The sequence below is a fragment of the Paenisporosarcina sp. P4_E4_2 genome (genome assembly GCF_056401595.1).
Map to the genome: position 1 here is coordinate 1 of NZ_JBFUJC010000038.1, position 15,151 is coordinate 15,151.

Genomic DNA, 15,151 nt, shown 5'->3' on the forward strand with positions numbered 1-15,151 from the left:
GCCACTTACTCCCATAATCTTTTTATTGAATTGTTATTGAATTACGGAATATTTTTAGGATCTACAATAATAATCTTACTATTATTTTATCTAGTAAAGTACTATTTTTTAAACAAGAGGATCGATAATAAAAAGAAGAGCTTTATAGCAATATTTTTTACAATATCTTTTCTTCAATTGATGATTTCACGTTCATATTTAACCGAAATTAATTTCTTTGTAATGTTGGCTTTGATTGCTAATGCTCAAAAAACAAACAAAGTATTTGAAAAAACTTAAAACTATAATTAAGTTTAAAAGTAAAGGGTGTTATTATGAATGAATGATTTATTAGTAAGTGTTATAATACCGACTTATAAAAGTAGTCAAACTTTAAAACGAGCAATTGATTCGGTTTTAATTCAGAAGTATTCATTAATTGAGATAATTGTTGTTGACGATAATGATACAAATTCTAGATATAGAACAGAAACTGAATCCATAATGAAAGAATATAAAGATGACGTAAGGATAAAGTATATAAAACATGAAAGAAATTTGAATGGATCTGCAGCAAGAAATACAGGATTTAAGAATTCTTCTGGAAAATACATATGTCTGTTAGATGATGATGACTTTTTTTTGCAAAATAAGATACTTTATCAAGTAGAATTACTTGAAAAAGAACGAATTTATGATGCCGCTTATTGTTGGAGAATTGTAAAGGGTGAAGTAATATCAAATGATAAAGTTGGAGACTTATCTTCAGATATTCTTTCTCTTGAATTTACGCCAACTACTTGTTCATTAATGATTAGACGTGAATGTTATGAATCGCTTAAAGGATTTGATGAAAATTATTATAGACATCAAGATTTTGAGTTTTTACTTCGTTTTTTTAAAAAGTATAAAATTGGAGTAGTTAATGAAGCATTGATTGAATTAGCTACTAATGGTATTGATAATGAACCACATGGGAAAAATCTTAACAAGTTAAAGAAAATGTTTTTTGAACAATTCTCCAATGATATTGAAAGAATTGATAATAATGTAAGTAACTTCAGGAAGAAGGTCTATTCAAAGCATTACTCTATTGTATTCAAAGATCATATAAGACACGGTCATTTATTATTAGCGGTAATAATTGCTTTTCAACAAACATTCCATAATGGTTTATTTTTTTGGAAAAATGTTTTAGTACTATTTTTTTTAAACATTAAAGAGAGATTTTAATCCCCATAAAATGTAACATTTCGAAGGGATAATTTATGAGTATAAAAAAGAATTTTTTATATAGTATTTTCTACCAGATGTTGAATTTTATCCTACCATTAATAACTGCTCCATATATTTCAAGAGTTATTGGACTAGAAGGTGTGGGTATTTTTTCTTATACTAATTCGATTGCTCAATATTTTATATTATTTTCAATATTAGGTTTAAACAATTATGGGAATCGTGCGATATCTAGAGTAAGAAACAATAAAGCAAGGATGAGCTCAGTTTTTTGGAATATATACGCTTTACAGTTTATTACAGCCTTAATATCACTAATCCTCTATGTAGTTATTGTTTTCAATACAATTCCAGATTCCTATAGAGTTTTTGCAGCAATTCAAATTTTATTAGTGGGATCTGCAATGTTTGATATTAATTGGTTCTTTTTTGGGATAGAGAAGTTCAAGTTGACTATTGTAAGAAATAGCATAATAAAATTAATTACTTTTTTTTCTATGTTTATTTTCGTTAAAAATGAAGACGATTTAAGTAGTTACATTTTTTTAGTTGCCTTTTCTACTCTTATTAGTCAATGTATATTATGGTTTTTTATAAAGAAAGAAATTTTCATAATAAAACCAAATTTAAAAGAGATCATATCTCATATTAAACCAAATTTCATTTTATTTATTCCAGTAATTTCCATAAGTATTTATCGAATACTAGATAAAATCATGCTTGGTTTTTTTAGTGGTATTGAACAAACAGCACTTTATGATAGTGCCGATAAAATAGTTACAATTCCACTAGGTATTTTTGCAGCACTTGGAAATGTTATGTTACCAAGGATGTCTAACATAATTGTAGATGAACAAAATGGAGAATCAAATAGGTATATCCGTGATTCTATGCAATTCGTAGTATTTCTTTCAATAGCAATGATGTTTGGTTTGATTGCAATATCTTATCGTTTCGCACCAATTTACTTTGGAGAAAGTTTTGTAGAAAGCGGTAAGTTAATAGCTGGATTGGCACCTATTGTATTGTTTTCATCTTGGACTAGCGTAATTAGAACACAATATCTAATTCCAAGAGGAAAAGATAGAGATTATATTCTTTCTGTAATTATAGGGGCTATTATTAATATAGTAATTAATCTAACGCTTATACCAAGATATGGTGCATTAGGAGCTGTTGTAGGAACGCTAGTAGCAGAGGCAACTGTAATGGTATATCAAACATATGTCGTTAGAAAAGAACTGGATATAAAGAAATTTATAAATGATAGCTGGATTTTTCTTATTCCAGGGTTAATGATGTTTTTCTTACTAAAATTAAGTGATTTAATCATTTCAAACTCATGGAGTGGATTAATAATTCAAATTTTATTAGGAATCAGTATTTATTCTGTAACCTCTTATTATATATTTAGATTATGGAATGAGGAGAGACTTAACTATTTCATTGAAACAATAGGGTTAAAAAAACAAATTAAAAAGTTTCTTAATTGATGGATTTATAATTTTTTTAATTGATTCCACGTAATGACAAGTGTTTAATGCAAACAGATAAAAGTTATAGAAATGATGATTGACACAAATAATTAAGGATTTGTTTAAGAGGGGGGATGAATTCGAATGAACTTAAAGGAAATTCACTTTAAATGTAAAGAAATTTTCTATATATGGAGAGGATTAGATCCAATGTCTGTACGGTTAAAACGCTATAGGCTGAATGGTGCTTACATTGGAGAAAAGGTAAGGGCTTTTTCTCCGATAACTTCTAGTGAACCTTATTTAATATCAATCGGTAATAATGTGACAATATCAACAGGGGTTAAATTTGTTACCCACGACAATTCAGCTATTAAGATTTTCGAAAATGGTACGGATATCATAGGAAGTATAGAAATTGGAAACAATTGTTTTATTGGGATGAATAGTATTATTTTACCTGGAGTAAAATTGGCTAATAATACAATTGTGGGATCCGGTAGTGTGGTAACAAAGAGTTGTTTGATTGAAGGTAAAATCATTGTTGGTAATCCTGCTCGTGTAGTATCTGATGTAAAAGATTATAAAAATAAGTATGAAGATTTTGTATTTGATTTTAGAAATAAAAATTCCGTACAAAAGAAATCATTGATTATGGATAACAAAGCCAAGTGGTTAAATAAGTGATACTGTTTAAATGTTTTTAAAAAACTATTTTTAAACTATCGAATTTTGTAATTTTGTTTCACGAAGGATAGGTATAACTCATATAGCTTAGAAACAAACTTCTAGAATTATAGTCATATTTATTATTATTATGAATTCGATTTGAAACGTCCAGAATTGATTATGCATTTTCTGGAGTTATTCGAGGGGAAATTAGAAGAAATAAATGTAAAAGGAGAATAATATGTCGATTTTAGTATGCGGTGGAGCTGGTTATATTGGTAGCCACACAGTGAAAGAACTCGTCGGGAAATACGAGGTCATCGTTTTGGATAACTTAACTACTGGTTATCCTTTTTTATTAGACGAGGATGTTACATTTGTTAACGGAGATTTAGATGACGAGAAAGTTCTTGATATATTATTTACAAAACACAAAATAGATGCAGTCATTCATTTCGCAGCAAATAGCTTAGTTGGGGAGTCTGTCGAAAAACCATTACAATATTATCAGAACAATGTAAGTGCAACAATAACTTTATTAAAGAAAATGGTTGAATATAGGGTAGGAAAGTTTATCTTTTCATCTACTGCAGCAACTTATGGAATACCAGACACTGACTTAATCACAGAAGAGACAGCGACAAATCCAATTAATCCCTACGGCCGATCAAAACTTATGGTAGAAGAAATCTTGGCAGACGTTGCTCATGCACATGATTTGCAATATGTAATTTTAAGATACTTCAATGCAGCTGGTGCACATAAAACTGGTCAAATCGGTGAAAGTCATAATCCTGAAACACATCTAATTCCAATTGTGTTGCAACACCTGTTAGGTGAGAGAGAGAAGATATCTGTTTTTGGTACGGATTATGACACAGAAGATGGAACATGTATTAGAGATTATATTCATGTGACTGACCTGGCCAATGCACATGTCCTAGCATATGAAGGATTAGTCAATGGTGAAGTATCTAATGCCGTTTATAACCTAGGAAACGGTGCTGGCTATTCCGTTAAAGAAATAATTGAAGTTTGTGAGAAAGTATCAGGAAAATCAGCTGTGATTGAATATGCTGATCGCCGACCAGGAGATCCGGCGGTATTAGTTACTTCTTCAGAAAAGATAAACAAAGCTTTAGGTTGGAAGCCGAAGTACCAGTTAGAAGAGATTATAGAGAGTGCTTGGAGATGGCATTCATTTAATCAGTTCACTTCTATTTAAAAAATATTAAATGCATCTGTATAAAAGTACAGATGCATTTTTATATTAACCTTATTAATCAAGTAAACTAAAATTCAAATATAATATTATTTCATCAAACGAATAAGAAGTTTTTGCTACATATACAATTAAATCCTCCCAAAAAGGCCATCCACTATTCCATTCATTTAAATCGCAGACATAACTATAGTTATAATCCTCGTCTTCTTCTGCTATCCCTATAAATCCATAACGATGTAAAATCGAATAATGTTCGTGAAAATTTTTAGCACCTAAATTTGTTACACTTTGTATCTCATTTAAAGGTATAACTTTTTTTGTATTCCCCATTACTCTCTGGAGCATAATGATAAAAACTTTACGGTTATCTGGGGTCAATTTCTTAAGCTTGTCTATCCATTCATTTACTTCGGTTATCATATCTTTTAATTCATTAGGATTGTTTCCCCAGTTTAATACAGTATTTATTTTACTTAGAGATTTAGGATAGAAACTAATTTGTTTACTGGTATGGTCTTCAACTGATTTGTGAAGTTTTTCTACGATGTCTTCAAATTTACTTTCATGTGATTTTTTAATCTGTTGTAACCTTTCCAGTGAATATTCACTAATATTATCAGTTACTTTATGATGTTTATAGCACATTAGCATTAAGTTACTAAATTTTCTTCTGTCTTCATTATTTTGATTAATATTAAATCTTTGACCATCAGGCATAGCAGCTTCAATATGGCAAACTTGACCAATAAAAGTTCCGTCAGTATGAATCATCCTTTCATTACAATCAGGAAACGCGCATTGATTACCAGACTTCAAATACAATTCTCTTAATACGGTAGATGTAGGAGAAAGTCGTTTCACCTCTTCTATTTCTATATTAATCACCCCTAAATTTACTATTAATATAAAAGAAAACATGTAAATATATATAGTTAATGTCCACTATGTCATTAATCTATATTATTTAAATTTAATTGATTACCATGACAATTTCTATATATTTCTTGTATCTTGTCTTCGTTAATAATTACTTCTAATGTAGAGTTTCCAACTAAGTCTACCGAATTTGATACGTCCTGGATTATTTTATTAAAAATATTAGAAGAGTCTTTACAATCACTTGGCAGAATAGAATTTTCTAGAGCTTCAACTGCTAATTCTGAACCACTTCCATTTACAACACTTTCAAAGTTATGAAGGGACAAATCGAAATCATTTTTACTTTGAAAAGAATAAATGAATGTAYTTCCCGATGTAGGATCAATTCCACCAAGTGAAAATTCAATAGTTACATGTTTATTTTCTGGGTTAGATTTATCAAATTCTTTTTTAAAAGATTTAAAGGTTTTCTGGCATAAAAGTATGATTTCCTTTAAAGAATAATTAGGGTGTACATTATTAATTATGGAATTAACTACTCCCTGACATTCAATACCTTGTGTTGCAATTATAATTTTAGGTGTAATTTTGAATATTTTTCTTGCGTTGCTTGACTCAATGCCAATAAATTTTCCAGTATGAGAATCGATATAGCTCCTTTGAGTATCTGTAATGAATATTACGTAATCTTTAGTACGATAACCAATAAATAATGTAATAAAATTCCCTCCCTTTTACCACTAGAATTGAAAAGCGTGTACTGTCTAAAAATTGATAAATAATTAAATCGGGTACCTGTGCAAAAAACAAATCAGATTATTTACGACAACTGTATATAGAATTTCAGAAGAGTTGTAAGAGTAGGGTTTTCCAAGTTAATTACTGCATAATTCCTCGTCTATGTAAATTGTCATAATTTAAGTGGTGCCACCCATGACAACTCCGGAGAAGTTTTTTAGTTAACAATTTTGATTTTTATCATGTATTTGCTTTTTCATTCTTTGAACTTACAAATATTATCTAAAAAAATTTTGATGAGTGGCACTTTAGATGGTGGTTGTATCATTCCACTTTCCTTCCCGTGCCGCTCACGAATTAGGGACATTTGTTTCTGACACTGTGGTACTAGGATTTGTTTTCAGATGTCGTTTCAATTAATGTAAGATCATTATCTGACTTTTGACGTTTTCCAAAGAGCTGGTTCTTTATATGGGTTGAAGACGTCACCTTAATCTTTTCTAAAGAGCTGATTTGCATTTGAACTTCATCGATGGTGATAAAAGGTAATTGTTTATGTAATTTCTGATGTTCTTGATATTCAATTAATAGAGTGGAGAATAAATCATTTAATTCCTCGTTGTTTATGGCAATAACATGGGGAATCAGTTGCGAGAGTTGTGATTTGGGAGAGATAATATAACTTTCACGAACAAGTATCATCTCCTTTAAAAGTCGTTCAATGGTATGCAATGTCAATTGATTTTTATTATTGTGATATGCAAAGAAAATTAAAGTGTAATATTCGTTCGTTAGATAAATTGCGAGATTTTCGATTTCCATCTTGGTATTTATAGGAAGGTTATCTGGAGGCTTGTGAAACACTGCTTTCTTATAGTAAATAAAAAGGTGTTCAAGGAATTTATGCTTATATAGATTCGATGAAGTACCGAATGTATTGATTTGCCCAATTACCCGAGTCAAGTTGGTAAGACGGATATAGTCAAAGCTTGGATACTTATGGGTATTATCAAATATACTGAGTGCTTCTAGCAGCCAACGATCTTGTATTTCCGAGTAACGGTACATTTGAAAGAATTCATGTGATAATTCTTTTGTTTTACCAATACTTTCTCTATAGATATAAGGTACTGGTATTTTATATTTACGGTGACGTTTTCGATTCAGTAATTTCGAATATTTATAAATAATGGATTTTGGACCGAAAAGTTCTGCGAAAGCTTCGTTGCTATCGCTAGAATATGTATTGAAGTAATGGATGATATTGCTAGACATTTTTTTATGGGTTCTCGATCCATCATTGACCTTTGAAATGATATCCGGTCCGTAGGTCGTAGGCTCGTTACTGTTATAGTAAAGCCCCAAGATTTCTTGTTCATAAATCTGCTTTTTCACCCTTTTACTCTCGACGATTATATAGGTAAAGAAATAGTAAATAGCAAAAATCAATGACACTATCAGCGACCAAAAATGTAACAACCTGAAATTATAGTTCGGCACAATAATCAGAAACAGGGAAGCCACGTTAATAAGGGCAAAAACAATCAAAAGGTAATAAACACGAATAAATCCCCAAATCTTATATTTCCTCAATAAAAACTTCCCATAGTCTATACCCACGACATTTTTCATTTCCGCCAATGAAGTCAGTCCAATAACCGTCATGTTGATGGCTATAATAGCAAATATAAGGCTGGTGTCAAAAATAATTTTTTCCATGTTCGTACTCCTTTTACAAAAACTAGTTTTAATTATATCTTATTAATTAGATATATAGAAACCTGAATTTTAATAACACAGCAAGTATGTAAGGAGATAAGACTAAGGTTGTTATAAAAGTGATAATTTAATCGGGTACCTGTGCAAAAAACTATTCAGATTATACACGACAATTGCATGAAGAATTACTGCTAAGTTGAAATGAATGGATTTTTCAAGGTGGAAACTGCATAATTTATCGTTGCTGTAAATTGTCATAAAATAAGTGGAGCCACCTATGATAATTTCGGATAAGATTTTTGGTGAATAATTATGATATTTATACTTTTTATGCTTTTTTTCGTTCACATGCAAATATTACTTATTAGTTATCCTGGGTGGCTTCTTGAAAAATCAGGTGCCTGTGCGAAGAATAAAAAACGGGTATCTGTGTAAAAGTTATTATGATTATAAACTTCAATTGCATATGAGTAAGCCTCAAATAGTCCCCACCTTCAAGTGAACATTTCATCATGAGATAATTCTCTCAAACGATATCTTGGGAGGATTTCATTGAAACTAGAAGAACTAAAGGCGATGTGGACAGAACAAATCCATCAGTAAGAAGTGATTGAGATGTCAGAAAAAGCGTAGTTTAAAGAACAAGCATTCTCCATGGATAGTCTGCGTTACTGGTTGAGAAAACAAAACGAGGACCAGGTGATTCAAACTTCCTCCACATAGTGGATGGTTTACGATGTAAAAGAAGATGGAATTGTACGATCTTCCACTCTGACCTTGCGTATTCAAAACGCGAAATCAAAGTACCTGAACATTTCAATCAGAGTTACTGGGCGAGATTTTGGACGTACTTCAAAGTAGATGCTGAATATAGCGAAGGTCGAAAGGGTCTATCTAGCACGGGGAGTGACCAACCTTAGGTAGAGCTTTCGACTGTTAAAGTGAATCCTCCAAATTCTGAATCTGATTCAGATAATTTGGATGAAGAGTGCATTCCGAAAGCGTATTTGACGAGACCAATCATCGTCGTGCGGATGCGACCGGAATTTTTTCGGTTGATTGACGGGAATCAGTGGGCGGCGAAGGCAAGGTGCTTGAGCGTGAAAGAGTTACCAGCTTATTACTTAACCAAATTGCAGCACCGGCAGTTTTTTACATTCAAAGAGGCAGATCGGATATATGTAGACTAGTGGTACGACAAGTTGGAGATGAGAAGAAAGACGGTGGGCAAAGGGTGTTGTCGGGAGTATGCGGCATAAAAAATTGCTCCAATGCAGGTAACTGTGTTAAAAACAGTTCAGATTATGATTTATAAGTGAATAAAATAATTTAGGATTTCAGCTACAAATACGTTTTGGAGTTTTCTTCATCACGACAACTAAAGGTAAGAAGCTAGAGATTGAAGTAGCTTACTACGACAGAAAATCGAAGAAGTGGAAATTCAAAAAGTTTAAATAATCTCAGAAAGATTCTCCCAAGGTGGTTGCTTGGGAGAATCTTTTTTACATTTACAACTTACCATAATATGTAAAAACCCTACCCAATAACTTAAGGGTGGGGCGTAATGAATTTATTTAATTTCCAAATGCTCTTTCAAGAAATCCTGCTTTTCAGCAAGTTCAGCTTCGTTCATATGGTAATACCAGACTCCGTTTATTTTACCACCCGTACCCTTTTCAAAATATAGTTGATCAACTGTTCCTATTGCATCACGATAATTTTTCTGAACATCTATCATTTCATCAAACGTCATATTAGTTTGAACGTTCGAGCCTAGTGCATTAAAGATACTTCGATAGTTTACTAGACTTTTGACTGATGCCCCTTCTTTCAAAACTGCTTGTATGACTTGCTTCTGACGGTGTTGGCGACCGAAATCTCCAGATGGATCTTCATAGCGCATACGCACATACGACAATGCTTCTTCTCCATTCAACGTGAGATTGCCAACGGGGAAATCATAAGAATCTACAGAGAAATCAAGTGTGTTGTCTACACTTACGCCACCTACTGCATCGACTATATCTTCAAAACCTTCCATATTCACTTGTACAACATAGTCAATTGGAATGTCCAAAAGATTCTCTACAGTTGCTAACGACATTTCGATTCCGCCAAAAGCATAGGCATGATTGATTTTATCCTTGCTGTCTCTTCCGATAATTTCTGTATAAGTATCACGAGGAATACTCACCATTTTTGAAGACTTGTCAGTTGGATTGACTGTCATGACGATGATGGTATCCGAACGGCCTGCATCACCCTCACGCTCATCCACACCAAGCATCAACACTGAAAATGGGTCTTTTTCTTCTAGTTTGATTTCGTTCTCTCGCATATCAGAAACTTCGCGATCGATTGGACTATGAATGTCTTTCAAAGTTGATGTGAAACTCATATACACGTTTAAAAGATAAGCGCCACTTAATAACAGTACAATACCAACAACCCAAGGCCATTTTTTCTTCTTCTTATTATCTGAACGCTTCATTCAAAATCCCCCATTATTTTCCTGTTAAAAATGTAGTAAGAGCAGACGCCCACAGTGCGGTTCCATTCATTTGGACGGCTATTTTTTATAAACTATAAATTTTTTTAAATAAAATTAATTCCCATCATTACAAAATTTTCTCTCGTTTCTGCGCAAAAGCTAAGTAGATTACTAGGAGATGACATAGACAATTCAAGAATTTTGATATATCAAAATGGTATTGAAAGTATTTCAAACAATTTTATTTTTGGAATTGGACCAGGAAGCTTTAGTGAATTATATGGAATTTCAATGCATAATATTTTTTTCTCAATATGGATTGAGAACGGTATTATTGCGTTAGTATCAATTCTTTTAATTTATTGGATAGGAATTGGTCAGTTAATACGATACGGGGATAAGTTTAATAATCTTCTTCCTACAATAATAATAATTGTTGAATGAATTGAATGAATAAGCTACCCCCTAATCTTGTTACAATCTGATTGGCGGGAGTTTATTTTTATAGTCCTCTTACATTTACAAAGCATAATCAGCACACCAAGAAACCTTCGAGCTAATCTTTGAGAGAGAGGAGCAATAGGCATTTATTGCTAGAATATATAGTCGAAATAGTCTCATAAAGAGTATAATAGACTAATTGAAGTATTAATGAAAATAAAAGGTGTGTATCCGTGAAGCATATTAAACAAGATAGAAACCAAAAACTATATTACCTCACCGCATTTGTTGCCACCCTTCTGATGGTGATTGGAGTTTTGTTCTTCAATCCGAGATCTATAGGAACGGACCCTGGATACATTTTTCATAGTTCATTAGTCGTATTATTGTCAGCGGGTTTGTTTATCTATCCGAAGTATGAAAGCCATTTTTTTAGAAAAATCATTATTACAATCGCGTCTATTTATTTGTACATGCTTTTCTTTTTATATCCTGATACATGGTCGTCTTTTACGTTGCTATGTTTTATTCCGGCGTTTTCGATCTTGTTTTTCGATTCGAAGCTGTTTTATTTCACTTTTGTCATCAATTTCCTGTTGATTACGTTGACGTTCATTTATATTATTTTCTTCGACCAAGGAAATGAGTTTGCGCATATCAAGTTGGACGTATTCGGGAATATTAATAATTTCATGGGGACACAAGTCATTCTCTATTTCATTTTTCATTTAACTTCTCAAAGAATCAAAAAACAGCAAATGTATTATGAGAGATTACAGCAATCAGAAAAACTGAAAACAACCGGCCAATTAGCAGCCGCAGTCGCACATGAAATACGAAACCCTTTGACGGTAGTAAAGGGATTATTACAGTTTTATGAAACGAACAACTCTTTCAGCAAGGAAGGGAAATCGCACTTATCTTTGATGATTGATGAGCTGAAGACGGCGGAACATGTTTTATCCCAATTTTTGGCCATCGCAAAACCGGATGAACATCAACACATGGAAACCGTAAATGTCCGTGATGCCTTGCAAAGTGTGACCGGTTTGCTCATGTCCTATRGACTTTACCATCAAAATAAGATCGACTTGCAAGTGGATGAAGACCTATACATAACGGCCAATACCATTGAATTTAAACAATTATTCATGAACTTAGTGAAAAATGCAGTTGAAGTTTCTACTAATGATGATTTTGTTGTCATCAGGGCAGAGCAAAAAAACAATGAAATTATTATAAAAGTAATTGATGAAGGTTTTGGCATGTCAGAAGAGCAGGTACAAGCCTTGGGTACTCCATTTTACTCATTAAAAAGTAAAGGGACCGGACTCGGACTCATGATCTGCTTTAACATTGTTGAAAAATACAAAGGAACAATTCGATTCCAGAGTGCAGTGAATCAAGGTACAACTGTGACTGTGCGGTTTCCAATGTATGCTTCAGGTGGATTAATTAAAAAGCAGGAAGCGTGGGTATAATCACCTAGTGCTTTCTGTTTTTGTTTTTGAATTTAACCAAAGCAGATTCTTTCGTTCAACCAATTCCAGATTTTCTCGAAAGGTCACAGTAAATGCTGCAGAGCAGATATCTTCGTCATTCAATCTCCTCCAAATAGGCTAATCTAAATTAATTTATATATGAAATTAAAAGGTATGAAAAGGAAATTTTCATTAAAAAAGGCTTTTGTGATGGCATGACTCATGTGGCTTAGTACCATGGCACTCGTGACACTTCTGCATGTTCTTATATATAGCAATTGTTATGACGGTTTATATTACCAAAATAGGCCAATGGAAACGAGTAAATGTCTTGTACTCCCTTTATAATGAATTGAGTTTAATAAGAGAGGGAGTTTTCATTGAAAAAGTTATTACTTGTCTTGATGGCAATGTCATTAAGTCTTTCGATATTTATTTATCCATCCAAATCAGCCAAAGCAGCAGGATTTCCTGATGTTTCTAGTTTCAAGAAAGAAATTGAATATCTGACTCAACTAAAAGTAATCAATGGTTACAAAGATGGCACATTCCGTCCATCCGTGAAACTTACACGTGCACAAGCGGTTGTGATGATCATGCGTTCAATTGGCATGCCGGAGAATGTATGGAACTTAAAAGATCCAGGATTCCATGATGTCATGCAATCTAGTTTCGGTTATAAAGAAATTGCTGTGGCGGTGAGTGCGGGGATTATTAATGGTAAAAGTACAAAATATTTTGATCCGAATGGTAATATTACGAGAGCCGAGATGGCTAAAGTGTTAGGCAATGCGTATGAGCTGGAAGGGGAGTTTCAGCCTGGATTCAAAGATGTCTCTGCTGATTCATGGGCACATCCATACATAGGATCATTAGCAGCCAACAATATCACCGTTGGCTATGAAGATGGAACCTTCCGTCCATCACAACCGATTGACCGTGCACAATTTTCTGCTTTCCTGGCACGAACGATGAAACCGAATTTCCGTCCGTCCACAGGAAAACCAGCACATTCCATCGTTGATTTGACCGTGGAATCAACAATCGTAGATATGGTGAAAAATCCGGACAAGCCGATTATTTACTATATCGACGCGAAGTCAAAATCACTCATCATGTTAAACGTGAAAACGGAAGCCAAAAAGGTTGTGGAACTGACACATCCTGYCGAAAAGCTTGTTATTAAAAATGGCAAAATTTTTGTTACGCAGCTAATCCAAGCAAGAAGTCCGTATAACTTCATCGAGACGCAAAAAGGACTCATCAATGTGTACGATGCTGATAATCTTTCATTGCTGAAAGAAGTAAACGTAAACATTGATCCTTTTGACATAGCTGTAGATGATGAGGAAACGCTGATTATTTCATCTGGCTCTGACCAAGGCATAAGTTCAGAGATTCATACGTATAACTGGCAAACGTCAGAACATCTTTCATCTGCGAATATTTTCCCGCAACAATTGATTGAACTGTCACCGACCCAAAACAAAATCTATACGGTTGCTAGTTCGCATTATACCGGGAAAATGGAAACGTTTAGTTTAATTGATGGAAAAATCAAGAAGGAAACTATGGTGCCTCGATTCTTTGACACCATGAACTTAAGGGGCTTTGTCCAAATGACCCCTGACGGCAAGGTGATTTACAATGGTAATGGTACAGCTTACGCATCAAGCGACGTGCCTTCCGAAGATCTGGCACCACTCGGCAAACTGGCCACTCCATTTACTACGATGACGTTTGATGAAGCAGGAAAGGACATGTATCTTGCTGATCGCTCGGCAGTGATTTCCGTTTATAAATACGGTACATTCGACCCCACTTCTTCATTGCGCGCTTATGGCAAGGTTGATCGTCTAGTTTATGTAGAGGAAACAGAAGAACTATATGCATTCACTAAATTTAAGCTCGAAAACTCTAAAACAGAATCTATTTTATTGGAACGGTTTAAACTTGGAGAATAATCGATAAAAGGTGCCCTTTCCCTCTGACTGAAGTCATGGGGAATAGGGCACCTTTTTCTAATACCAATACTAAAATACATGTCACTCAATGGGTATAGGCAAGCCCACATGAACAACGATTTGTCCCGAATAGTAGATGATAAGAAGATGGGAATTCTTGGTTCACACGCTGCACTTCCATTGCAAATTCTTCGCTGTCCTTTGGTACTTGTGAAAGCATATTTGCTTTTTCTTGCGTATCAATATGCGCTCCGGGTGGTACGAATCGATTTGGTGGAATTCTTACACCGTTGGTTACAATCGCATCGTAAGATAGGAAGGCTCCTTCTTCGACGATGGCATTATAAACCATGGCCCTGAATCCAACAAATACGTTATTTCCAATGAAACAAGGCCCGTGGACAAGTGATCCATGTGCAATTGTGACTTCATTTCCAATGAAAATCGAATAGCTGTGATTTCCCACCAAATAATGTTTATTTAATAAACCATGTAAAATGACGCCGTCCTGAATATTGACATTAGACCCAATATGAAAAGGTGTTCCATCATCCGCACGGATACTAACATTTGGAGCAATATAGACGTTATCTTGAATGACAACATCACCGATCACACTGGAAAATGGGCTAATAAATGCTGTTTCATCAATATGTGGGTAACGCGGAACCGGATGAAATGAAGTGATGGGACTGGCACTGATAAATGGTTTGAAGCAATTGGAAGACTCATTTGAAAAAGGTTGGAAACCGTTGTTCTTACTCAATTTATCACCGCTTTCATAGTTTGCTTTTTAGTCATTTTATGTGAAATAAAATGAAATAGAATTAATTTTCGAAGGGGTGGTACTTTTC

Annotated in this window: 13 protein-coding genes; 8 read left to right on the forward strand and 5 right to left on the reverse strand. The window is 33.6% G+C overall.

What is annotated here, in order from left to right; genetic code table 11:
• The 5 genes from AC1DSB_RS05165 to galE all read left to right on the forward strand — a co-directional run.
• On the forward strand, positions 1–279 hold a 279-nt coding region (locus AC1DSB_RS05165; protein ID WP_477585985.1), incomplete at its 5' end, for a hypothetical protein.
• A gap of 39 nt (positions 280–318) precedes the next feature.
• A complete protein-coding gene (locus AC1DSB_RS05170) occupies positions 319–1,212 on the forward strand; it encodes a glycosyltransferase family 2 protein (RefSeq protein WP_477585987.1) in 894 nt (297 codons plus the stop codon).
• A 35-nt stretch (positions 1,213–1,247) separates the two neighbouring features.
• The gene (locus tag AC1DSB_RS05175; protein WP_477533184.1) at positions 1,248–2,708 is read left to right on the forward strand and encodes an oligosaccharide flippase family protein; all 1,461 of its coding nucleotides are present in this window, start codon (positions 1,248–1,250) and stop codon (positions 2,706–2,708) included.
• Between the two features lie 126 nt (positions 2,709–2,834).
• Positions 2,835–3,377, forward strand: a complete 543-nt coding sequence (locus tag AC1DSB_RS05180) for an acyltransferase (protein WP_477533185.1) — start codon at positions 2,835–2,837, stop codon at positions 3,375–3,377.
• A 223-nt stretch (positions 3,378–3,600) separates the two neighbouring features.
• The gene (gene galE, locus AC1DSB_RS05185) at positions 3,601–4,584 is read left to right on the forward strand and encodes a UDP-glucose 4-epimerase GalE (RefSeq protein WP_477533354.1); all 984 of its coding nucleotides are present in this window, start codon (positions 3,601–3,603) and stop codon (positions 4,582–4,584) included.
• A gap of 54 nt (positions 4,585–4,638) precedes the next feature.
• Here the strand turns inward: galE and AC1DSB_RS05190 are convergent, their stop codons facing one another.
• The 4 genes from AC1DSB_RS05190 to AC1DSB_RS05205 form a co-directional block, all read right to left on the reverse strand.
• The gene (locus AC1DSB_RS05190) at positions 4,639–5,400 is read right to left on the reverse strand and encodes a hypothetical protein (protein WP_477585989.1); all 762 of its coding nucleotides are present in this window, start codon (positions 5,398–5,400) and stop codon (positions 4,639–4,641) included.
• 134 nt (positions 5,401–5,534) lie between these two features.
• Complete coding sequence (locus AC1DSB_RS05195) at positions 5,535–6,182, reverse strand: hypothetical protein (protein WP_477585995.1); 648 nt, start codon at positions 6,180–6,182, stop codon at positions 5,535–5,537.
• A gap of 406 nt (positions 6,183–6,588) precedes the next feature.
• Entirely contained in the window at positions 6,589–7,920 is a 1,332-nt protein-coding gene (locus AC1DSB_RS05200; protein WP_477532436.1) for a hypothetical protein, read from the reverse strand.
• A 1,570-nt stretch (positions 7,921–9,490) separates the two neighbouring features.
• Positions 9,491–10,411 carry an LCP family glycopolymer transferase gene (locus tag AC1DSB_RS05205; protein WP_477532437.1) on the reverse strand — a complete coding sequence of 307 codons (921 nt, stop codon included), beginning with the start codon at positions 10,409–10,411 and terminating at the stop codon, positions 9,491–9,493.
• A gap of 183 nt (positions 10,412–10,594) precedes the next feature.
• Here AC1DSB_RS05205 and AC1DSB_RS05210 point away from each other — a divergent pair, with 183 nt between their 5' ends.
• The 3 genes from AC1DSB_RS05210 (at position 10,595) to AC1DSB_RS05220 (ending at position 14,297) form a co-directional block, all read left to right on the forward strand.
• Positions 10,595–10,855 carry a hypothetical protein gene (locus AC1DSB_RS05210; RefSeq protein WP_477532443.1) on the forward strand — a complete coding sequence of 87 codons (261 nt, stop codon included), beginning with the start codon at positions 10,595–10,597 and terminating at the stop codon, positions 10,853–10,855.
• 230 nt (positions 10,856–11,085) lie between these two features.
• Positions 11,086–12,333 (forward strand): ATP-binding protein, encoded by a 1,248-nt coding sequence (locus AC1DSB_RS05215; protein ID WP_477585991.1) that lies wholly within the window; start codon positions 11,086–11,088, stop codon positions 12,331–12,333.
• A gap of 380 nt (positions 12,334–12,713) precedes the next feature.
• The gene (locus AC1DSB_RS05220; protein WP_477585993.1) at positions 12,714–14,297 is read left to right on the forward strand and encodes an S-layer homology domain-containing protein; all 1,584 of its coding nucleotides are present in this window, start codon (positions 12,714–12,716) and stop codon (positions 14,295–14,297) included.
• A gap of 85 nt (positions 14,298–14,382) precedes the next feature.
• On the opposite strand, the gene AC1DSB_RS05225 is transcribed toward AC1DSB_RS05220, so the two are convergent.
• Positions 14,383–15,063 (reverse strand): LbetaH domain-containing protein, encoded by a 681-nt coding sequence (locus tag AC1DSB_RS05225; protein ID WP_477546325.1) that lies wholly within the window; start codon positions 15,061–15,063, stop codon positions 14,383–14,385.
• Between the last annotated feature and the right edge of the window lie 88 nt (positions 15,064–15,151).

Coding starts and splice junctions, on each gene's coding strand:
- AC1DSB_RS05180 (WP_477533185.1), top strand. CDS start 2,835: ATGAACTTAAAGGAAATTCACTTTAAATGTAAAGAAATTTTCTATATA.
- AC1DSB_RS05200 (WP_477532436.1), bottom strand. CDS start 7,920: ATGGAAAAAATTATTTTTGACACCAGCCTTATATTTGCTATTATAGCC.
- AC1DSB_RS05175 (WP_477533184.1), top strand. CDS start 1,248: ATGAGTATAAAAAAGAATTTTTTATATAGTATTTTCTACCAGATGTTG.
- galE (WP_477533354.1), top strand. CDS start 3,601: ATGTCGATTTTAGTATGCGGTGGAGCTGGTTATATTGGTAGCCACACA.
- AC1DSB_RS05205 (WP_477532437.1), bottom strand. CDS start 10,411: ATGAAGCGTTCAGATAATAAGAAGAAGAAAAAATGGCCTTGGGTTGTT.
- AC1DSB_RS05170 (WP_477585987.1), top strand. CDS start 319: ATGAATGATTTATTAGTAAGTGTTATAATACCGACTTATAAAAGTAGT.